The organism is Mesorhizobium sp. B1-1-1 (genome assembly GCF_006442955.1).
Lineage (GTDB): Bacteria > Pseudomonadota > Alphaproteobacteria > Rhizobiales > Rhizobiaceae > Mesorhizobium.
On sequence record NZ_VFWW01000004.1, the window covers coordinates 18361 to 39433 of the forward strand.

Sequence of the window (21073 nt, forward strand, 5' to 3'; positions counted from 1 at the left end):
GTGTCACACGAAGGTAGCTATTGAGAATCTTTCGCTACATCCACATATCGCCGCCAATGTTGCGGAACCCCACTCGACCACGGCAAGCGTAACGCCCGCCAGCAGCTGGTGGGAAATCGTCATGACCCATGCGACCGTGACGATCGTAGCCGATGGCCGCCTCGGCCGAGGAAGGATATCTTGGCCGCAAAGGCAGACTGCGCCGCGTTGGAATGAGCAGGCTTGGAGTGGCTGGAGCCCTTCCCGTTTCCTCGCCTTGCTGGGCGTATCAATCTCAGTGATCCATGGCCTTGACGATTTCCTCGGTCATCTTCTTGGCGTCGCCGAGCAGCATCATGGTGCCGTCCTTGTAGAACAGCGTGTTGTCGATGCCGGCATAGCCGGAGCCGAGCGAGCGCTTGACGAACAGGCAGGTGCGCGCCTTGTCGACGTCGAGGATCGGCATACCGTAAATAGGTGAGCTCTTGTCATCCCGCGCGGACGGGTTGGTGACGTCGTTGGCGCCGATGACATAGGCGACGTCGGCCTGCGCGAATTCGGAATTGATGTCCTCGAGCTCGAACACTTCGTCGTAAGGCACGTTGGCTTCGGCCAAGAGCACGTTCATGTGGCCCGGCATGCGGCCGGCCACGGGGTGGATGGCGTATTTGACGTCGACGCCATTGGCCTTGAGCTTGTCGGCCATCTCGCGCAGCGCATGCTGCGCCTGGGCGACGGCCATGCCGTAGCCCGGGACGATGATGACCTTCTGTGCGTTCATCATCAGATAGGCGGCATCATCGGCCGAGCCCTGCTTGACCGTGCGCTCGATCCCATCATCAGCGCCCGCGGCTGCGGTCTCACCACCGAAGCCGCCGAGGATGACGGAGATGAAGGAGCGGTTCATGCCCTTGCACATGATGTAGGACAGGATGGCGCCCGACGAGCCGACCAGGGCGCCGGTGATGATCAGCGCCAGATTGCCGAGCGTGAAGCCCAGAGCCGCGGCCGCCCAACCCGAATAGGAGTTGAGCATCGACACCACGACCGGCATGTCGGCGCCGCCGATGGGGATGATGAGCAGCACGCCCAGCACCAGCGATGCGGCAACGATGAGCCAGAAGACGAGCTTCGATTCGGTGGTGACCAAAAGCACGATCAGCACGACCAAGGCGATGCCAAGCGCGATGTTGATGAAATGGCGGCCGCCGATCATGATCGGCTTGCCGGACATGCGCCCGTCAAGCTTGAGGAAGGCGATGACCGAGCCGGTGAAGGTGATGGCGCCGATGGCCACACCCAGGCTCATTTCGACCAGCGCCTGGGCGTGGATGTCGCCCGCCGTGCCGATGCCGAAGCTTTCCGGCGCATAGATGGCGGCGGCCGCCACCATGACGGCGGCAAGGCCGACGAGCGAGTGGAAGGCGGCGACCAGTTGCGGCATCGAGGTCATGGCGATGCGCCTGGCCGTGACGGCGCCGACGCCGCCGCCGATGGCAAGGCCGAGCACGATCAGGCCGAAGCGTCCGGCCGATGGCGTGGCCAGCGCCAGCGTGGTGGCGATGGCGATGCCCATGCCGATCATGCCGTAGAGATTGCCTTGCCGGCTGGTGGTCGGGTGCGACAGGCCGCGCAGCGCCAGGATGAACAGGATGCCGGAGACCAGATAGAGGAAGGAGGCGAGATTGACGGTCACGTCACTTGTCCTTCTTCTTGTACATTGCCAGCATGCGCTGGGTGACGAGGAAGCCGCCGAAGATGTTGACCGACACCAGCATCAGCGCGACGAAGCCGAAGCCCGCGGCGACGCCGGAGGCGGCGATGCCGACGGCAAGCAGCGCGCCGACGACGATGACCGAGGAGATGGCGTTGGTGACGGCCATCAGCGGCGTGTGCAGCGCAGGCGTCACCGACCAGACGACGTAATAGCCGACGAAGATCGCCAGCACGAAGATGGCCAGGCGGAAGACGAAGGGATCGATGGCGCCGCCCGACAGCGCGTGCGCGGCGTCGCCGGCCGCCTCAGCGCCGCCGGGAGCATTTGCCAGGTTCTGCACCGCCAGCCGGACGGCGGCACTTGCCTGGTCGAGCTGGTCGAGGGCTTTCTGCAAGGTCTGGTCCATCACGCGGTCCCTTTCGGCTTGGGCGAGGGCGACTTTGGCGAGGGCGACTTTGGCAGCGAGGGCTTGGATGCGGCGGCTTGCTTGGGCGCGGCTTTCCTGGGCGCGGCTTTCTTGGGCGCCGAAGCATCAGCGACCATTGTGCTGGCCGGGATCGCCGGCGGTTCGATATATTGGCCCTTTGGCGGCTGCTGGTCGGCCTTGGCGAAGGCCGGATGGACGATCTTGCCGCCGTCGGTCAGCATCGTCGCCTTGACCAGATCGTCATCGCGGTTGATGGCAAGCGTCTTCGTCGCCTTGTCGACCAGCGTCTCGAGGAAAGCAAAAAGGTTCCTGGCGTAGAGCAGCGAAGCGGAGGCCGCGACGCGGCCCGGCACGTTGAGATGGCCGACGATCTTGACGCCGTTGGCCGTCGTCACGACCTTGCCAGGCACAGCGTCCTCGACATTGCCGCCGCGCTCCACAGCAAGATCGACGATCACCGAACCGGGCTTCATCGAGGCGACCATGTCAGCCGACACCAGCCTCGGCGCCGGGCGGCCGGGGATCAGCGCCGTGGTGATGACGATGTCCTGCTTGGCGATGTGCTCGGCGGTCAGCGCCGCCTGCTTGGCCTGGTACTCCCTGGACATCTCCTTGGCGTAGCCGCCGGCGGTCTCGGCCGCCTTGAACTCCTCGTCCTCGACGGCGAGGAACTTTGCGCCAAGCGAGGCGACCTGTTCCTTGGCGGCGGGGCGAACGTCGGTCGCGGTGACGACCGCGCCGAGCCGGCGCGCGGTGGCGATCGCCTGCAGGCCGGCGACGCCGACGCCCATGATGAACACCTTGGCGGCAGGAACCGTGCCTGCCGCCGTCATCATCATCGGCAGCGCGCGATCGTATTCGGCAGCGCCGTCGATCACCGCCTGGTAGCCGGCAAGGTTAGCCTGCGAGGACAAGACGTCCATCGACTGGGCGCGCGTGATGCGCGGCATGAATTCCATCGCAAAGGCGGTCACCCCGGCCTTGGCCAGCGCCGCGACGGCGGCATCGTTGCCATAGGGATCCATGATGGCGATGACCGCAGCGCCTGACTTGTAGCTTTTCAGCTCCGCATCCGTCGGCCGGCGCACCTTCAGAATCACATCCGCACGGGCCGCATCGGATGCGGAACCAATGGTGGCACCGGCCTTCGCGTAGTCTTCGTCGGCGATGCGGGACAGTGTGCCCGCTCCGCTCTCAACGACCACGTCAAAGCCAAGGGGGGCTATGCGCTTCACCGTATCGGGCGACGCCGCGACACGGGGTTCGCCCGAGCCGCCCTCGGCGGGAATGAAGATGATCTGGCTCACGCTTGGCTACCCCTCCCCGGCACGCGGCGCATCTGCGCGCCTGCCGTATCGTTCACATCTTACTACAATCCACAAAATGGGCAATTTGTCCACATATCTGATTGAGGGTACTTGTCCGACAGTTGCCGATGCCATATCGATGGCCAAACGGCGGTTCTGGAGGTGTAAATGTCCAAGATCAATGGTGCGAAGCGGCTACGCTCGCGCGAGTGGTTCGACAATCCGGACAATCCCGGCATGACGGCGCTCTACCTCGAACGCTATCTGAACTATGGGCTGACCCGCGAAGAACTGCAGTCCGGAAAGCCGCTTATCGGCATCGCCCAGACGGGCTCGGACCTGTCACCTTGCAACCGGCATCATATCGAGCTCGCCAAGCGCGTGCGCGACGGCATTGTGGCCGCCGGCGGGGTGCCGTTGGAATTCCCGGTCCACCCGATCCAGGAGACAGGCAAGCGGCCCACCGCCGCGCTCGACCGCAACCTCGCCTATCTCGCTCTCGTCGAGTTGCTTTATGGCTATCCGCTGGATGGCGTCGTGCTGACCATCGGCTGCGACAAGACCACCCCGGCGCTGCTGATGGCCGCGGCCACCGTCAACATTCCAGCCATAGCGCTGTCCGTCGGCCCGATGCTGAACGGCTGGCACAAGGGCGAACGCACCGGCTCCGGCACGGTCGTGTGGAAGTCACGCGAAAGGCTGGCGGCAGGAGAGATCGACTACGACCAGTTCATGGACATCGTCGCTTCATCGGCGCCGTCCGTCGGCTACTGCAACACGATGGGCACGGCGACGACGATGAACTCGCTGGCCGAGGCGCTCGGCATGCAGTTGCCGGGCTCCGCCGCCATTCCAGCACCCTATCGCGAGCGCGGCCAGATCGCCTACCAAACCGGCAAGCGCATCGTCGACATGGTGCGCGAGGACTTGAAACCCTCCGACATCATGACGCGGGAAGCCTTCGAGAACGCCATCGTCGTCAATTCTGCCATCGGCGGCTCGACCAATGCGCCGATCCACCTCAACGCCATCGCGCGGCATCTCGGCGTGTCCCTGACCGTCGATGACTGGCAGAAGGTCGGTCACCACGTTCCGCTGATCGTAAATCTCCAGCCGGCCGGTGAATATCTCGGCGAGGACTATCATCATGCGGGCGGTGTGCCGGCCGTGGTGGCAGAGCTGATGAAGGCCGGCTTGCTGCCGCATCCTGGAGCCATGACCGTCAACGGCCGCACGATCGGCGACAATTGCGCCGCGGCGGAGAATCTCGACGGCAAGGTCATCCGTACCGTGGCCAATCCGCTCAGGAAGGAAGCCGGCTTCATCAACCTGAAAGGCAATCTGTTCGATTCCGCAATCATGAAGACGTCGGTCATCTCGCCGGAGTTTCGCGACCGCTATCTGTCAAATCCGCGAGACCCCGATGCCTTCGAGGGCGTCGCCGTCGTCTTCGACGGTCCGGAAGACTACCACCGTCGCATTGAGGATCCGTCACTCGGCCTGAACGAGAATACCATCCTGTTCATGCGCGGAGCCGGCCCTGTCGGTTATCCGGGCGGCGCCGAAGTCGTGAACATGCAGCCGCCGGCCTACCTGCTGAAGGCGGGCATCCACTCGCTGCCCTGCATCGGCGATGGCCGTCAGTCCGGCACTTCCGGCTCTCCATCGATCCTCAACGCCTCGCCCGAGGCGGCCGTCGGTGGTGGCCTTGCGCTGCTGCGTACGGGTGACCGGGTACGCATCGACCTGCGCAAGGGGACCGCCGACATCCTCGTGTCGGACGACGAGATCAAGCGCCGTCGCGTCGACCTGCAAAACAAGGGCGGCTATGCATATCCGAAGCATCAGACACCCTGGCAGGAGATCCAGCGGTCAATGGTTGACCAGTTGTCCGAGGGAATGGTTCTGAAGCCGGCGGTGAAGTACCAGAACATCGCCGTCACCAGCGGCCTGCCGCGCGACAATCATTAGAACAGTTCCTACTCTGCGTTCAAGATCGGTGCTCGATTGGCGAAGAACTGTGACTGATCTGGAATTAGGGCCTGAAGATGCGCTATGATTTGTATTCACGCGGGCGACGGAACTCCGGATCCGGTGCCGGCTTCTGCTCTGGGGTTTGACCGGAATGGCTTATCCTTTCACCGCGGCGATCCGCGGCTTGGATGACTGGATCGCGGGACCGGCCTCCCTGCTGGATGAACTTGCGCGCGTCAAATCCGGCAGCCGCGTGGTCGCGCGGGTCGCGGACGATGGGAGCGCGCTTGAAATCGAGCCGGCGACCAGCCGAAAGCCGTCAGCACCCCTGTTGATACCGATTTCTCCAGACACGCAGGCGCCGGCCGCATTGCGCACCGCGGTGAATGGAAAGGCGGTCCATCTCGGCATCCCGGCGAGCTGGGTGATCGCGCGCCGGATCGAACTGCCGATGGAGGCTGCCAGCCACGTCGAAGGCATCGTTACGTCGCGGATGGGCGCGCTTTCACCATTGCCTGCTTCCGATATCTATTTCGGCCACAGGGTCCTCGGGATCAGCCGTGAGGCGCGGCAGATCACCGTCGCCGTCGCAATCGTTCCGAGGTCGCGTGTCGCTGCTGCCTTGGCCTGCCTGAACGTGGCCGAGGCCCGCCAGGTCGTGATCTCGGCGCCGTTTCCGGAAGGCGATGCCGTGGAAGTATTGACACAGCGGCAACGGGTCACCGGCACGCGTGGCCGGATAAAGTTTGTCCTTGCCGGAGTTCTGGGCGTAAGCCTAGTCGCTGCAGTCACGGCTCCGGCGGTGCGGCCGATGATCCAGAACAACTATGCCGAGCGCCGCGCCGCCGTCGAGATCCGGGCCGAGAAGGCGCGCCAGGCAATCGCGCTGGCGGCGACTCCGGACAAGGCTGAAACAGCGCCTGAGCAGGAGGCGCTGAATATCAAGGACGACGCGATAAGCGCGCTGGGAGCATTGGACGACCTGGCTCAGGTTTTGCCGACGCATTCCTATGCCATTGAGGTGTCCTTCGCCAATGGCCGCATGCGTCTCTCGGGCCGGACCAAGGACGTGCCCGAAGTACTGACCGCGCTGGAATCGTCGGGTCGCTTCGAAGACAGCAAGCTGGTCGGATCGGCCCTGCGCGGCGAGGATGGCGTTACCTCGGAGTTCGAGGTCGATACCCGCCCGCTCATCCGCACGGGAGGTTCGCTGCGATGAGGACGACACCCCTGTGGCGCGACACGCGGCTTCAATCCCTGGTCGTCATGGCCCTGCTGGTCGTCGGAGCTCTTGTACTCGTCGCCGATACGCTGCTGTCCTGGCGCGCGGAGGCGGGCGCGCTGGCGCTCTATGAGGAACGTACCGCCTTGCTCGAAAGCAAGGCGTCCACTTCCCCGGTTCCCCAAGGCGCGAACCAGGCTCTGGATCCCGGCGAGGGCAAGATTCTTCTCGATGCCCAAACCAGTGGGCTCGTCTCGGCCGAATTCCAGAGTCTGCTCTCCAACCGCGTTGAACGCGTGGGTGCCGTTATCCGGCGCGTCGATGTTCCCACAGACGGTGAGGTCGCCGATATAAGCGATCCTCAGTTGGAGTCTTTGGAACGCATTCGTTTAACTGCCGATATCGAGGTTATGGAGCAATCGCTGCCCGATCTCATGTACGCCATCGAGGCAAGCTCGCCCGTCATGGTCGTTGATAGCTTCAGGCTTCGGTTGAACCGAAACGTCGATCTGGGGGGGAATCAGACCTCGGGTTCCATGGATCGGCCGCTGTCGCTGAACGTCACGCTGTCGGCCTTCCGGGAGAAGGGACCCCAGTCATGATGACCATGCTGGGCGCGACAATGATGCTCGCCGCCATCGCGGCCTCTTCGAGCCTGTCCTTCGGCGCAGAAAAGCTATCGGTCAGGGAACGCCAGGTGAGCGACTATGCGGCGCTTCGGGATCGGCCCCTGTTCTCGCCGGACCGGACTGCCCCGATCGCGTTCGGTGCCCCCGAGCCGGAACTTATTGTCGTGCAGCCCGAGCCGGAACCCGAGCCCCCGCCTGCCGCGGCGCCCGAGTGGCAATTGGTTGGCATCGTGCGGTCGGAAAGGCTCAACAGCGCGACCTTCACCACCCCGGCCGAAATGGCGGCCTTCACGCTGCGCACGGGGGAAAGCCGGGAAGGTTGGACCCTGAAGGAAGTCGGCCAGTTCGAAGTCAAGCTCGATGGAGCGGGAGGACGCGCCTCGCTGCGGTTTTCGGATGAGGCAAGCGGTGAACAAATGTTGCCACCGGAGGAGCCGGTGCCCACGCCTTCAGGGGGTTGATCCAAATGGAGTGGTTGCACATTCCGAGCCTCCGGCAGGGATTAATGGAGCGAGTTTCTTTCACAGACAGCTATCAGGAACGAACGTCTCCAGTAGAGGCGTACAGTTAGGAAATTTGGCCTCCATGGTCTCCACGGCATTCGCATACAAGGCTTTGAATGGCGAGGGTCGTCTCGAACTCGGGCGGATCGATGCGTCCGATTCCGACGATGCCGTCCAGAAGCTCGGGGCGCGCGGGCTGATCCCGGTAAGTGTCGAACCGAGGCAGTCTGCATCGCGCGCACCGCTGTTTTCGACCCGAATACCGGCGTCGCAGGTCACGCGGCTGCTCTCCGACCTGTCGATCATGCTGAATGCGGGGATCCGGATCGACGAAGCGCTGGCGATCATGGAAAAGGAATTCGACAGCGGCAGGCTTAAGCCCGTGGTTGCCGGCATTCGCACCGACCTGGCGTCGGGCACCTCGTTCTCCAGAGCGCTGGAAGCCTGGCCCGCTCTGTTCCCGGCGTTCCAGGTCGCCATGGTTCGTGTCGCGGAGACCTCCGGCAAGTTACCCACCCTCCTGTCGCGCATCGTGCAGGAGCGCCAGCATTTCGAGGCATTGCGGGCCAAAGTCAGCGAGGCGCTGCGGTATCCGGCAGTCCTGTTTGCCGGCACGATCTGCGTACTGGTCTTCTTCCTGGTGGGGGTCGTTCCTCAGTTCGAACCGATGCTCATGCAGAGCGGCAAGAAGGACATGCTGATGGTGGTGATGTTCGCGGTCTCGAATTTCCTGCGCGCTTATGGGCTGGTCCTTTTGCTTGCGGCTTCGATACTCGTATTGCTGGGGTTCGTGGCGGCGCGGCGGGGCCTTCTCTGGGCATGGCTTTGGGGTTTCGCCAAGAAACTTCCGCTTTTGTCGGAGATACCGGGGAGCTATCGGACGGGGCGCTTCGCCCGTCTCCTGGGCATCATGGTCGAGACCGGCGTGGCGGTTCCTGTGGCCTTCAAGCTCATCAGCGATACCGTCGACCACGGCGAGGCCGCGCGGGCACGCGCGCAGCAGGCGTCCGACGCGCTGAGGCAGGGGAATAGGCTTGGCCATGCGCTTGAGATTCTTCAGCTTCCCCCGCTGGCGGTGCGCATGTTGAGGCTCGGCGAGCAAAGTGGCGAACTCGCAGGGCTGGCCTATCGTGTCGCCGACTTCTATGAAGTGCGGCTGGAGCGTTCGCTGTCCCGTATCGTCGGGCTTGTCGGCCCTGCGGCAGTGGCAACCATCAGTATCTTGATCGGTGGTATGATCGTGTCGATCATGTCCACCCTCATGTCATTCAACGACATGGTCCGCTAGGAGGCTGTTTGCATGAGCGTTCATTTCGCAGTTGGTCCCAATCTCATGCAGCGCAAGCATGCCCGGCGCCGCGAGGCAGGCTTTACGCTGATCGAGATGCTGGTCGTGCTGGCCATCATCGGCCTGATTTCGGCGCTCGTCGGTCCTCGTGTTCTCGCGCAGTTGTCCGACTCGCGCGTGCGTGCGGCGAAGCTTCAGATCGAGGCGTTTTCCAGCGCGCTCGACATCTTCTACATCGATGTCGGCCGTTATCCGGTGCAGGCCGAGGGGCTGGGAGCGCTGGTGCGCAAGCCCTCGACCATCCAGGTCTGGAACGGGCCATACGTTCGCGGCGAGACCGTTCCGCTCGATCCGTGGGGTCATGAATACAGATACGCAAGCGACGGAAAGACGTTCAACATCACCACCGACGGGCCCGGTGGGCGCGGCTCCAATGTGTCCGCCCAGCCCTAAGGGCAACAGCAACCGCAAAAGGACGCAACGCGGTGTCGTGCTGCTCGACGTGGTCGCGGCGCTTGCGATCGTCGCTCTCGCGGCCTTCGTGCTGATGCCGCGCCCGCGTTCCAGCATCGGGGCTGCCGAGCTTTCTGGCGAGGCGGTTCGCGTCAGCGGGGAGTTCCGCAAGGGCAGAGCGAAGGCGCTGACCACGGGCAGCGTCGCCGACGTGAGGGTCGATCCGGGAAACAAACGCATCCAGGTGGATGGCGCCAATCCGATCTCGATCAGGGATGGGGTGGCCATGAACTGGGTCACGTCGGACCGGTGTCCCATACGAGGCGGAAGCAGAGCCTTGCGCTTCCTTGCCGACGGACGGTCGTGTGGGGGCGTCATGACACTGTCCGCCAGCGGCCGGGAGATCGAACTGCGCGTCGACTGGTTGACCGGCCGCGTGGAAATGAGGCCGAAATGACAGGACGGCGCAGACGCGGCTTCACGCTGATCGAGGTTCTGGCCTCGCTTGCCGTCGCCGTGCTGCTGATCGTTCCGATCGCGCGCATGATCACGGGCACCGCAGGTGCGTTCGCGGGTCTGGAACGATCGACCGAACGCCGTGTCGGCATGCAGGCTGCCATGGCGGCGGCGATGACCCTTAGCCCGTTGCGAACGGGCCGGCGCGTGATCGGAGGCTTCACGGTCATCGTGGAACCGTACCGCTTCGAACGCGGCACTGCCCTGGCTCGCGCCGGATGGCAGCTTTACTCCGTCACCGTTCGCAGCACCGACGGATCGGATGACGACGCGATGCAGACCGTGCGCCTCGGCAAGCGGCAATGACAAGGAAACGCAGCGCTCGGGCCGGCTTCACGCTGATCGAGGCATTGGCTTCGCTGGTGCTTGCGACGATGCTGTTTGGCGGGCTGGCACTCTACACCGGAACCTGGCTGCGCCAATGGCAGGGGATAATCGCCAGAGGCGGGCAGGAGGACACGGTGGCGGTGATTCTCGACCGGATGGTCGAGGATCTGGAGGCGGCGCAGCCCGGCTATTCCAACCCGGAGGGAGCCGCTGCGATCCGCTTCACCGGCCATGCCGACGAGGTCACCTTCGAGCGCCCGGCGCTCGGCTACGAGCCGCGTGCGGGACTTGATGACATCACCTATTCGATGGGTCGGGCCGGAGCCGACGAGGCCCTCATTCGTGCCCGCCGCGATCACAGGATGGGCGAGGGCGGGGAGGATCTTCCGCTGGTGCGAGGCGATCTGAAGCTTTCGTTCAGCTATGCCGGGCCGGACGGCGCGCTCAGCCCCGAATGGACAAGCACCAACCGCATGCCGTCACTCGTCCGTATCGAGATATCCGGCAGTTCTCCGCGTCCCTGGCGGCAATGGGCCTATGCGCGGTTACGCGTCGAGCTGCCCGCGCGTTGCGGCGCGGCCGAAGCGCTCGCGCCGTGTCTGCAGCGCTACGGCATCGGCTTCTGAACTCCGCAGGGCTGTACGATTGGCGCCGATAACAGGCTTGCAAAACAGCGTGGCATGCAGACGGCGCAAGGCTGCCGCTGGCTATCGACATTCGCGGGCTCTGTCGCAAATCGTTCTTTTGTTTTCGCGTCGCTGATCAGGCTGCCAGGATCTCGAACTGCTCGGCGATCGAGGGAGATGGATTGTAGGCAAACCTCGCCTGCTGTCTGCGCATCATGTGAACCATCTCCATGCCAGTGAGAATAACCTCGGCGGTCGCATTCACTTGAAGCCGAACATGGAGTGGATGCGGCGCTTGACGCGTCGATGGTTCTGTTCGATCCAATTATTGAGGTACTTGCTGTTGCGGATGTGAATCGGCTTCGGTGAACGTCGCGGGCGGTCCCGCAGACGGCTTTCAGCATCGCAGGAAATGACCGCCTCGCGGTTGGTTTGGCTGCCGTCGATGACAATGCGTTCCGGCCTGCCGTAACCCAGCGGCGACCGAAGGTCGTCTCGATTTCCTGCAATGCCTTGCTCGCCCGGTTGCGTCAACGCGACCTGCTGCGAGGCTTTGAGGAGCGAGCCATGCTCGCCCAGCGCGAGTAGGAGCCGCAACTGTTTCAGGTGGATCCTGGAAGCGATCGAGTGGAGCGGTGGGGCCATGCCTGGGTTGAGTAAACGTTATACCGAGATCACATCTTCTCAGTTGTCGCGCGAGCGAATGCTGCAATACTCCGGCCGGCCAAGTCTCTGCGGCGATCACGATTAATGAGTTTCGCTGTTCAGGCCCAGATCCAAACAATCCCGAATGCGCTGGCCCGAATGCGCTGGTCTAAAAATATCAGGAGGAGAACGTAATGACAGTCAGCCGACGCTCATTGTTGAAGGCCGGCGCCGGAATCGCCGCCGCAGGGGTGGCCAGCAGCATATTGCAGCCGAGCATTGCCAATGCCGCGGACCCGCGCGTAGCCGATATCGTCGTTGTGGGTTGCGGCTCGGCGGGCCTCGGGGCCGCAGTCGCCGCCGCAGAGGCGGGCGCGTCGGTTATTGTCCTCGAGGCGCAACCGCACATCGGGGGACGTGGCATCGTCAGCTCAGGCAACATTCCCCTGGGAGGCGGAACCCCTGCCCAGATGGCGGCCGGCATCGCGGACTCGCCAGACCTCCTGTATCGCGACCTTACCGACTGGTCCATCGTCCAGGCGAACGGCTTTCCGAGCTACCGCTATAACGATCGCGAGCTGATCCGGGCATTTGCCGACGTCAACGTCGACCTTTACAACTTTCTGGTCCGCCATGGCGTCGTGTGGACGACATCCAGGCCCGACAATGTCGGCGGCAATGAGGTCGGCAACTCGGTGAACCGTATGATGCATACGGCGATCATGAACTACGTCTCGGTCCGGACCGGCTTGCCGGTAGCCGCGAGCCAACAGCGGACGACGTCTCAAGGGCCCGGCTTCATATATCCGCTGGAGGCCGCGGCAAAGGCGCGTGGCGTGAAGATCCTGCTGAATTACCGTTTGGAGTCACTGCTGCGGACGAAAGCGGGCGTGGTCGGGGTCGTAGCCTCCAATCAGGGCCGCCTCGTTAACATTCAGGCACGCAAGGGCGTAGTGATTGCGAGTGGCGGCGGAAACGGCAATGTGGAATACCGCCGACAGTTCGACCCACGGCTCACCGCGGAGTACTGCGGCGTCGCTGGCGAGCCCTATTCCTTCCAGGACGCCAGCGGCATACTCGCAGGGCTGAATGTCGGCGCGTCGCTCGCGGGCACGTACAACCAGACTGGAGAGTTCGGCACTAACATCACCAAGCCAACCGCCATCGGAACGCGGTACAACTACTCGTTCCTGCAGTGGGGGCCCAATAGCCCTGTCTTCCACCTTGCGAAAGCTTCGGGACTAGCCAACGTCAACAACCAGAACGTTATCCATGTAAACATGATCGGGAGGCGGTTCTACGACGAAACGGGAGGTCAATTCGGGACGAACAGCGCTGGCTCGGTCAACCCGTACACTCAGGGCAGCTACCTGAACGCCAAGAACATCACATACAACCCGCAAAACTGGATCAACGCCGCTCTGGCTGGAATCGGCGACGGCCACAACGGCGGTGGCCCGATCTGGGCCATCTTCGATGCAGATGCCGTGGCCCGCCAGAGATGGAATGTGGCGCCGCCCTTCGTCGATCCCGATGGATTCTTCTTCCAGGCAAACACGCTGGAGGAACTCGCACAGAAGATCGTCATGCCGCATCAGCGGGTTCCGATGCCGGCAAGCAACCTGGTCGAAACGGTGACGCGGTACAACAGCTTTGTTGACGCGGGTGCCGACGCCGACTTCGGCAAACCGACACCCCAATACAAGATCCAACGGGGCCCCTTCTATGCCGCCTGGTCGACGCCGGTGATCCACGACGCCCGGTCCGGCCTGCGCATCAACGGCTCAAGCCAGGTCCTCGACTATGCCTCTCAGGTGATTCCCGGCCTCTACGCCGCCGGCGAAGCTGCTGGCGGATTCAGTCAGCACGGGAACGGTCGAGCTCTCTCTCAGGGCATCATCGCAGGAAGGCACGCAGCCTCCAGTTCGTATTAGCAGGACTACAGCTCTCAACAATAGTCCCGCCAGGCCTCTCGGTCCGGCGGGACTACCTGTTCCTCGGACCCGAGGCCAGTGATTCCAGCACCGGCGGCATGAAGAACTTGGCCATGCGCGCGACACAGGCCTGCGCGATGCGCTGGCCGGTGGCCACCGGGCCGGTGAAGCTGATCGCGTTGACGCGTTTGTCGTCCAGCAGCACCTGGCCCACTTCGGAGCCGCGGCCCATCACCAGGTTGAACACCCCGCTGGCAGGCCCGCGCGGTGCAGGATGTCGGCGATGGCCCAGGCGCTGCCGTATACGAGATCGGCGGGCTTGAGCACCACGGCGTTGCCGCAGGCCAAGGCCGGGGCGATCTTCCAGGCGGGGATCGCGATGGGGAAGTTCCAGGGCGTGATCAGGCCCACGACGCCTACGGGCTCGCGGGTGACTTCCACGCCGACGCCGGGCGTACGGAAGGCACCACGTCGCCGCCGACACGCAGCGCTTCGCCGGCAAAGAACTTGAAGATGTTGCCGGCCCGTGCCACCTCGCCGATGGCCTCGGGCAGGGTCTTGCCTCCCTCGCGGGCGAGCAGGTCGCCCAGTTCGGCCTTGCGCGCCAGGATCCCGGCGCCGGCGGCGTCGAGGATGTCGAAGCGCTGCTGCGGGGTGGACAGGCCCCAGGCGGACTGGGCCTGGGTGGCTGCGGCGATGGCCTGCCTGGCTTGGGCCGCCTCGGCTTGCGCGAACTCGCCAATGACGTCGCGCGTGTCCGAGGGGTTGATGTTGCGCGAGACGCGAGGGCCTTCGACCCACTCGCCGCCGATCAGGTTGTTGAACATAGTGTGCTTGCTTCCTAAAGGCTGGCTTCGAGCATCGCTTCGTAACCGGTGTCGGATGCCACGCGCGGGTTGGTCAGGTGACTGTGGTCCTTCAAGGCGCCCGGACGATGTCGGGGAACATCGCGCGCCACGCCCAGTTGGGCCAAGCCCGTCGGCAAGCCGAGCCGCTCGGTCATGGCGCGCACGGACGGCCCCCCTCGGCCCCGCTGGCCAGGTCCATCGCCTTGCCCATGCGGCACCCTGGCGGATACAGCGCTGACCGGCGCGGTCGCGCCGACCTGATGCTCAGGACTGGCGATGGACCAATTCGTCGATCAGCAGTTTGGCGGCGGGCGGAACCCACGCCCCCTTGCGGGTGACGAGCTCATAGGCCTCGCTTCGCGACGCCAGGGCCAGCGGCAGGATGCGCGTCATCTGCCGGTGCGCGAAGAACTGCGCGACTTCGATCGACACCAGGGCCACGAAGGACGGGTTGGCCTGCAGCAGCGCCAGCGTCGCAAAAGCGGAGGTCGTCTCGAGCAGGTGCTGCGGGAACCGGATCCCGCAATCGCGGTATTCGCGTTCGAGCAAGAGCCGCATCGGCATGTTCGCGCGGTATACCACCCATCGGTATGGCGCCAGCTCCTGCAGGGTGAGCTTCTTCGCGTGCCGGAGCGGATGGCCGACGTTCGCGATCACCGCGAGCGTTTCATCCTGGAGCTTCACGCTGTCGTAGACCTGCGGCGCCTGGCTGATGGTCGTGCGGCAGATCGCCAGGTCGAGCCGGCCGGCTTCGAGCTGGGCCAGCAGGGCGGCGCTGGTGTCCTCGACGATCTCGACGGACAAGTCGGCCTGCCGCGCAACGAGCGCGGAGATGGCATCGGTGAGCAGCGGCACCGCGCCCATGATGACGCCGGCCGCCACCCGCCCGCCCTGGCCACGCATGATTCCGACGATCTCGTCGCGCAGGTGCGCGAGATCCGTCTGGATCAGGCGCGCATAGCGGATCACGCAATGGCCGACGGCATTGGGCTCCAGGCCCCGGTTGGTGCGAACGAACAGCGGCGTGCCGAAGGTCGTCTCGATTTCCTGCAATGCCTTGCTCGCGCCCGGTTGCGTCAACGCGACCTGCTGCGAGGCCTTCAGGAGCGAGCCGTGCTCGCCCAGCGCGACCAGGAGCCGCAGCTGTTTCAGGTGGAGCCTGGAAATGATCGAGTGGAGCGGTGGGGTCATGCCTGGATTGCGTAAATGTTATATCGAGATCATATCGACCGCAAGCATTTCAAATGAAGATCATTGGCGGTTTCGCCACCGAACAGCGGGACCCGCGTGGGGCCAACCCAGCCGCTGTACCAACAGCGCGTCGGCGAACCAGGACCCGCCAGTGCGTGGAAGGCCTCGGCGCTCGACGGCCGCGAAGGTGCCGATCGTCGTTCCGACAGTGCCGTGGGTCGCAGCAAGATGCGTAAGCTCGTCTGCCAAGTCGGCCGCCGTCTCGTCATCCCGGGCAAGCCCCAGGGCATCGAGAACTCCGACGACGCTCGCCTCGTCAGAAGATCCTCCGCGGGCCGAGTTGCCAGCCAGCGCCAAGCCAATTCGGCCGGCGGGACCGACGTCGTCTCCAGGTCGCGTCAGCAGAACGGCATCACGAAGTGCCGCTTCATCGTCTACACCCCCCATCTGCCGCGCCGTTACCGCCGCCGCAGAAAGTTTTTTGACGAAAACTGCTCGTTTTTCAACCTCTTCCGACCAAGGTTGACCACGTTTGATCAGCATATTCGGTCAAAAACCAGTCAAAATAATTCTAACCAAGCCAAAACGGTGGGAATTCGCCCACCAAGATGACAAACGATTGGGCTTGCTGGATGGATTCATGATATTTGCGGCAGATCGCTCGCGTGATTCAGGCGAGCGCGTTTGCGGCACCGTGCGGAGATACAAACGTGGCAAGGAATGTCCGAAAATCAGCGGTGGAGGACATGGCGCCCTCGGCGTCCGCCGGGTCATGGGAAGACGATGGCGGGCGCGGACGGGTCGACTTGATTCCGGCCAAGCGTCATGCCTTCATCCTCGAATGCCTTAAACGGCAAGGAGCCGTAGGCGTTCAGGAGCTCATCGATCTCATCGGCGCATCGCCTTCGACGATCCGGCGCGATCTCGAGACGCTTGAACGGCAGGGAGCACTGGAGCGAACGCATGGCGGGGCGATGCTTCAACGCACGGAACTCGCCACCTTCGAGCCGGATCTCGCCACCGCGGCGCATTTCGCCAGGGCTGAGAAAGAGGCCATCGGTGCCGCCATGATGTCGGAACTCCGCGCCGGCCAAAGCGTCATTTTCGACGCAAGCACGACCGTGCTGGAAGTCGCCCGCGCTATCGCCGCGGCGCCTATTCCGCTTACGGCGGTTACCAACAGCCTTGCGATCGCGCAGATACTTGCAACCGTGCCGGAAGTGCGCCTCGTCATGCTTGGCGGCACCTGCAAGCCAGGCTCTCTGACCCTGGTCGGCCAACCCGGCGAGAATTTCCTGCGAACCATCCACGCCGACGTGGCCATCCTTGGGACTCATGCCATCACCGGAGACATGCTCACGGAGACCTCGCTAGAGGTAGCGGCGATGAAGCAGGCGATGATCGCGGCGGCGCGCCGTGTCGTCGTGCTTGCGGACAATTCTAAGTTCACTGCCCCTAATTTCTGCACCATCTGCCGTCTGGCCGATATTCACCAGATCATTACCGACGAGGGCATCGATCAAGCTCACCTCACCAATCTTCGGACGCTCGATGTGAACGTCCGCGTCGTGCGCGTCAGCCGTCCAGGTTCTTCAGTTGAGCGCTCTTGAGCGCGTGGATATCCGGGTCGTAGCCGACGACCTGACCGGCGCCCTGGACAGCGCGGTTTCCTTCGCATCGCCTGGCCACGGCATTGGGGTGAGCTGGCGACTGGACGGTCCGCTTTCGGAGCGCATGGCTGTCGATGTCGCCACACGAGAGGGCGCCGAGGCGACGGCCGTCGCCAGGCACCGGGCGCTCGCGCCATGGCTCGCCGCCGGACAATTGAGTTTCAAGAAGATCGACAGCCTTTTGCGCGGTCACGTCATCGCCGAAATAGAAGCCTGCATCGTCGAGGGGACGTACCAGCGCGTTGTGCTGGCGCCTGCTTTCCCATTTCAAGGGCGTGTTACGCGCGCCGGGCGCCAATGGCGGCTCGATCGGCCTGAAATGGTTGGTCCCGACCTCCTCGCCGACCTCGGCCAGCGCTTTTCGGTCGGGCGTTCAACACCGAGGGCACGACCGGTCCATTTCATCACCCTCTACGATGCCGAAACGGACACGGACCTGGACAAGATCGTCGCAACGGCCGGAATGTCGGAGGCACGGACCTTGTGGGTCGGTACAGGCGGCCTGGCGGCGGCACTCGCTCGGCACATGAAAGCCCCGCAGAAGCCTGCTCTTGCGTTGTCCGGGCCGTTCCTTGGCCTTGTCGGCACAAATCACGAGATCACTGCGGGACAGGTGGCCGTCTTTGCCGCCCGGCATGCGGATGCGCATATCGTTATCGAACGCGACATCGACAAAGCGAGAAAGCGCTTGGCGGAGCGGATGATGCAAGGCGCGCCTTCGATTGTCAGCGTCGCTGCATCGGGTGATCGCCACGCGGTGGCGGATCATATCGGCAAGGTGTTTGCCTCGCTTCTCGAAGATTTGCCGAAGCCCGGCACGTTGCTCGTCACTGGCGGCGAAACATTGCGGTCGGTGTGCGACAGCCTAGGCGCCGTCGAACTCACGGTCGAAAGCGAGATCGAGCCGGGGCTGCCGGTTTCCGTCATCAAAGGCGGCGTTTTCGAGGGGCTGGCCACGATTTCGAAATCGGGCGCGTTCGGCGACAGCGCCCTGCTCTGCAGGCTTGCCGCTCTCGCGCGTTCCTGATCAGGACGATCGCCGGCGAAGACGCGGCACATCCGCCTTGCCGGTCAAATAGCGTCAAAAAACACTGCGAAGCCGGGTGCGGTCGAGATTTCAGCCCGCAGAGGGAGAGGCGCAGTCCGATCAGCCGTGAAATTTGATTGCGAATGATCGCGAAAGAAAACTATTGCGCATATCTGGCCAGAAGGATTAGAAGATGATCACAATTGACCGATATGGGGTGTTTATGTCTGGTCCAAGGCTCGGCATCACAATGGGTGATCCCGCGGGCATCGGCCCCGAGATCATCGCGAAGGCATGCGCACGGCTGAAACCGCGCCTTGCCGAGGGGTCACTGTCGCTTCTCATCATCGGCAGCGTCACCGCGATGCGCGCGATGGAGTCCATTTCAGGACGTATCGAGCGGGAAGAACCGTCGGCTTCGCCCAACGGACATTTTCCGCCCGTGGCCATTCTTGAGGCCGGACCAGAGCGGACACCCATAGAGACAGGCGTCATGTCGGCCGAAGGCGGGCGCCTTGCCTACCTGGCCATCGAAAAGGCTGTTCGCCTGGCCCAGGCCGGCTCGATAGCAGGCATCGTTACGGCCCCTCTCAACAAGGAAGCACTCAACCTGGCCGGCTATCACTATGCCGGCCATACCGACATGCTGGCGGAGCTGACAGGCGCACGCGATTCCGTGATGATGCTTGCCCATGGCGATTTTCGCGTCAGCCATGTCTCGACCCATGTGGCGCTGGCTCAGGTTCCGTCGAAACTGACCGAACCTCGTTTGCGCCGGGTTATCGAGTTGACTGTCGAGGCATTGCAGAGCCTCGGCATTGCCCATCCGCGCATTGCGATTGCCGCGCTCAACCCGCACGCTGGCGAAGGCGGCATTTTCGGTCGTGAGGACATCGACATCACGACCCCGGTCGTCGCCTCTTACACATCGCCCGATTTCGCCGTGGTTGGACCTGTTCCGGGCGACACGGTCTTCGTCAAGCTACGTGCCCGTCAGTATGATGCGGTGGTCGCGATGTATCACGATCAGGGCCATGTTCCGGTGAAGCTGCTCGGCTTCAATGTCGATCCCGCGACCGGTGAATGGAAAGCGCTCTCCGGTGTCAATGTGACGCTCGGCCTTCCGATCATTCGTACCTCCGTCGACCACGGCACGGCCTTCGACATCGCCGGCAAGGGCATCGCCAACGAGGACAGCCTGGTCGAGGCGATCGAGTTCGCCGTTCAGATGGCCGCGGCAAAATCCAAACCTTAGGCACCGGCACGCCTGCAACGCACGAAGAAGCGGATCGAATCATGGCTGTAGAGAAGTCCCATCTCATGCTGATCGACGGCAGATTTGTCACCGGCGAAGCCGGCACGCGCCCGGTGATCAACCCGGCCAACGGCAAGGTTTTTGTCGACGTGCCCGAGGCAAGTCCGGATCAGGCTCGCCAGGCGATAGAGGCAGCCCGTAAGGCGCAGAAAGCCTGGGGGCTCAAATCACCCCTCGCCCGTGCGGCGATCATGAAGCGGATCGCGGTGTTGATCCGGCAGAACACCCGACATCTGGCCGAGGTGGTCGTCAGGGAACAAGGCAAGCCGATCAATGAGGCCATGGGTGAAGTGGGCGGTGCGGCCGAGTTCTTCGACTACTACGCCGAGTTTGCCCGCCGCATTCAAGGTGAGATCCTGCCATCCGACTACGCGGGAGAGCAGGTCTGGATCCAGCGCGTACCCGTAGGCGTCGTCGCCGCCATCATTCCCTGGAATTATCCGAGCGCCCTGGTCAGCCGAAAGGTGGCGCCCGCCATGATCGCCGGCGACACCATCGTCCTCAAACCGCATGAAGACACGCCGCTTTCGGCGCTCGAAATGGCTCGCATCTTTGTGGAAGCGGGCGTGCCGGACGGCGTCGTCAACATCATAACAGGACGAGGCGAAACCATAGGCGAGGTGCTGTGCACGGAACCCGGCGTCGACCTCATCACCATGACCGGAAGCGTGCCGACCGGCAAGCGCATCATGGCGAATGCTTCGCGCCACCTGACGCCCGTTTCGCTGGAGCTTGGCGGCAAGGCGCCCTTCATCGTCCTGGCCGATGCCGATCTCGACCTGGCGGTACGGTCGGCGGCCACTTCGCGCTACATGAATTGCGGGCAGGTCTGCATATGCAACGAACGCACGCTCGTTCACCGTTCGATTTACGATCAGTTCGTCACGCGCTTCGTGGAGTTCTCGAAGTCGCTGGTCGTCGGTGACCCGATGCAGGCGAATACCGATATCGGTCCCAAAGTCAGCCGTGAGGAATTGGAAAAGGTCGAGGTGGTCCTGGCGGAAGCCGTCGCGGGCGGCGCGAAGCTGGCGCTGGCCGGCGGACGCCCGGCCAAGGCGCCGATCGACGGCGGCTACTGGCTCAATCCGACCGTATTGACCGACGTGACGCCCGACATGCCGATCATGACGCGGGAAATCTTCGGCCCGGTCGTGCCGATCATGCCCTTCGACACCTTCGAGGAGGCAGTCAGCATCGCCAATACCAGTCGCTATGGCCTGTCGGCCTATCTTTTCACCAACGATCTTGGTCGCGTCATGAACGCCGTCAACGAGGTTTCGTTTGGCGAAATCTATGTGAACCGGATCGGGCCAGAAATGCTGCAGGGCTTCCATGTCGGCTTCCGCGAGAGCGGATTGGGCGGTGACGACGGCGTACACGGGCTCGAGAGCTACATGCGCAAGAAGACGGTCTACGTGAATTACTCGGGTGCCGCCACGGCGGCATTGATGCCTTACGGGCGCTGAACAGCGCCC

20 protein-coding genes and 2 pseudogenes are annotated in these 21073 nt (G+C 63.5%); 15 read left to right on the top strand and 7 right to left on the bottom strand.

The window, feature by feature from the left end:
• Nucleotides 1–274: 274 nt before the first annotated feature.
• From FJ986_RS08435 to FJ986_RS08445, 3 genes are read right to left on the bottom strand one after another with little or no spacing between them, the layout of a single operon-like run.
• Nucleotides 275–1675, bottom strand: a complete 1401-nt coding sequence (locus tag FJ986_RS08435; protein WP_140512860.1) for an NAD(P)(+) transhydrogenase (Re/Si-specific) subunit beta — start codon at nt 1673–1675, stop codon at nt 275–277.
• Nucleotide 1676: 1 nt separating this feature from the next.
• Entirely contained in the window at nt 1677–2102 is a 426-nt protein-coding gene (locus FJ986_RS08440; RefSeq protein WP_140512858.1) for an NAD(P) transhydrogenase subunit alpha, read from the bottom strand.
• Nucleotides 2102–3430, bottom strand: a complete 1329-nt coding sequence (locus FJ986_RS08445; protein WP_140673971.1) for a Re/Si-specific NAD(P)(+) transhydrogenase subunit alpha — start codon at nt 3428–3430, stop codon at nt 2102–2104. Before FJ986_RS08445 ends, FJ986_RS08440 begins: the two co-directional genes overlap by 1 nt.
• Before the next feature lie 168 nt (nt 3431–3598).
• Between FJ986_RS08445 and FJ986_RS08450 the strand changes: the two genes are divergently transcribed.
• The 9 genes from FJ986_RS08450 to FJ986_RS08490 all read left to right on the top strand — a co-directional run bounded on the left by FJ986_RS08450 (nt 3599) and on the right by FJ986_RS08490 (nt 10968).
• Nucleotides 3599–5401 carry an IlvD/Edd family dehydratase gene (locus FJ986_RS08450; RefSeq protein ID WP_140560836.1) on the top strand — a complete coding sequence of 601 codons (1803 nt, stop codon included), beginning with the start codon at nt 3599–3601 and terminating at the stop codon, nt 5399–5401.
• A 187-nt stretch (nt 5402–5588) separates the two neighbouring features.
• Nucleotides 5589–6623, top strand: coding sequence for a PilN domain-containing protein (locus tag FJ986_RS08455; RefSeq protein ID WP_140658542.1), 1035 nt, complete (start codon nt 5589–5591; stop codon nt 6621–6623).
• Entirely contained in the window at nt 6620–7228 is a 609-nt protein-coding gene (gspM, locus tag FJ986_RS08460) for a type II secretion system protein GspM (RefSeq protein WP_140629480.1), read from the top strand. Before FJ986_RS08455 ends, gspM begins: the two co-directional genes overlap by 4 nt.
• Nucleotides 7225–7716, top strand: a complete 492-nt coding sequence (locus FJ986_RS08465; protein ID WP_140629482.1) for a hypothetical protein — start codon at nt 7225–7227, stop codon at nt 7714–7716. Before gspM ends, FJ986_RS08465 begins: the two co-directional genes overlap by 4 nt.
• Nucleotides 7717–7726: 10 nt before the next feature.
• The gene (locus FJ986_RS08470; RefSeq protein ID WP_181181866.1) at nt 7727–9046 is read left to right on the top strand and encodes a type II secretion system F family protein; all 1320 of its coding nucleotides are present in this window, start codon (nt 7727–7729) and stop codon (nt 9044–9046) included.
• 12 nt (nt 9047–9058) lie between these two features.
• Nucleotides 9059–9499 carry a type II secretion system major pseudopilin GspG gene (gene gspG, locus FJ986_RS08475; protein ID WP_140673975.1) on the top strand — a complete coding sequence of 147 codons (441 nt, stop codon included), beginning with the start codon at nt 9059–9061 and terminating at the stop codon, nt 9497–9499.
• Nucleotides 9500–9536: 37 nt separating this feature from the next.
• Nucleotides 9537–9956: a hypothetical protein gene (locus tag FJ986_RS08480; protein ID WP_140496501.1), complete on the top strand. Its 420-nt coding sequence runs from the start codon at nt 9537–9539 to the stop codon at nt 9954–9956.
• Complete coding sequence (locus tag FJ986_RS08485) at nt 9953–10321, top strand: prepilin-type N-terminal cleavage/methylation domain-containing protein (protein ID WP_140496503.1); 369 nt, start codon at nt 9953–9955, stop codon at nt 10319–10321. The genes FJ986_RS08480 and FJ986_RS08485 overlap by 4 nt, the downstream gene beginning before the upstream one ends.
• On the top strand, nt 10318–10968 hold the full coding sequence (locus tag FJ986_RS08490; protein ID WP_140496507.1) for a prepilin-type N-terminal cleavage/methylation domain-containing protein: 651 nt from the start codon (nt 10318–10320) through the stop codon (nt 10966–10968). Before FJ986_RS08485 ends, FJ986_RS08490 begins: the two co-directional genes overlap by 4 nt.
• Nucleotides 10969–11104: 136 nt before the next feature.
• Here the strand turns inward: FJ986_RS08490 and FJ986_RS30735 are convergent.
• Nucleotides 11105–11439: pseudogene (locus FJ986_RS30735) on the bottom strand (DDE-type integrase/transposase/recombinase); the annotation flags it as partial.
• Between the two features lie 368 nt (nt 11440–11807).
• Here FJ986_RS30735 and FJ986_RS08500 point away from each other — a divergent pair.
• The gene (locus FJ986_RS08500) at nt 11808–13547 is read left to right on the top strand and encodes an FAD-dependent oxidoreductase (RefSeq protein ID WP_140557692.1); all 1740 of its coding nucleotides are present in this window, start codon (nt 11808–11810) and stop codon (nt 13545–13547) included.
• 121 nt (nt 13548–13668) lie between these two features.
• Here FJ986_RS08500 and FJ986_RS08505 read toward each other — a convergent pair.
• From FJ986_RS08505 to FJ986_RS08515, 3 genes and pseudogenes are all read right to left on the bottom strand, one after another.
• A pseudogene (locus FJ986_RS08505) lies at nt 13669–14374 on the bottom strand (aldehyde dehydrogenase family protein); the annotation flags it as partial.
• 14 nt (nt 14375–14388) lie between these two features.
• Nucleotides 14389–14559, bottom strand: a complete 171-nt coding sequence (locus FJ986_RS08510) for an iron-containing alcohol dehydrogenase (protein ID WP_140557690.1) — start codon at nt 14557–14559, stop codon at nt 14389–14391.
• Nucleotides 14560–14659: 100 nt separating this feature from the next.
• Nucleotides 14660–15586 carry a LysR family transcriptional regulator gene (locus FJ986_RS08515; RefSeq protein WP_140496511.1) on the bottom strand — a complete coding sequence of 309 codons (927 nt, stop codon included), beginning with the start codon at nt 15584–15586 and terminating at the stop codon, nt 14660–14662.
• Between the two features lie 96 nt (nt 15587–15682).
• Here FJ986_RS08515 and FJ986_RS30740 point away from each other — a divergent pair, with 96 nt between their 5' ends.
• From FJ986_RS30740 to aldA, 5 genes are all read left to right on the top strand, one after another.
• Entirely contained in the window at nt 15683–16198 is a 516-nt protein-coding gene (locus tag FJ986_RS30740; protein WP_246676728.1) for a hypothetical protein, read from the top strand.
• Between the two features lie 98 nt (nt 16199–16296).
• Nucleotides 16297–17196, top strand: coding sequence for a DeoR/GlpR family DNA-binding transcription regulator (locus tag FJ986_RS08525; protein WP_318012661.1), 900 nt, complete (start codon nt 16297–16299; stop codon nt 17194–17196).
• Nucleotides 17183–18283, top strand: coding sequence for a four-carbon acid sugar kinase family protein (locus FJ986_RS08530; RefSeq protein ID WP_140673979.1), 1101 nt, complete (start codon nt 17183–17185; stop codon nt 18281–18283). Before FJ986_RS08525 ends, FJ986_RS08530 begins: the two co-directional genes overlap by 14 nt.
• A gap of 223 nt (nt 18284–18506) precedes the next feature.
• Nucleotides 18507–19538 carry a 4-hydroxythreonine-4-phosphate dehydrogenase PdxA gene (pdxA, locus tag FJ986_RS08535; protein ID WP_210239487.1) on the top strand — a complete coding sequence of 344 codons (1032 nt, stop codon included), beginning with the start codon at nt 18507–18509 and terminating at the stop codon, nt 19536–19538.
• 41 nt (nt 19539–19579) lie between these two features.
• On the top strand, nt 19580–21064 hold the full coding sequence (gene aldA / locus FJ986_RS08540) for an aldehyde dehydrogenase (RefSeq protein WP_140673981.1): 1485 nt from the start codon (nt 19580–19582) through the stop codon (nt 21062–21064).
• The last annotated feature ends 9 nt before the right edge of the window (nt 21065–21073 follow it).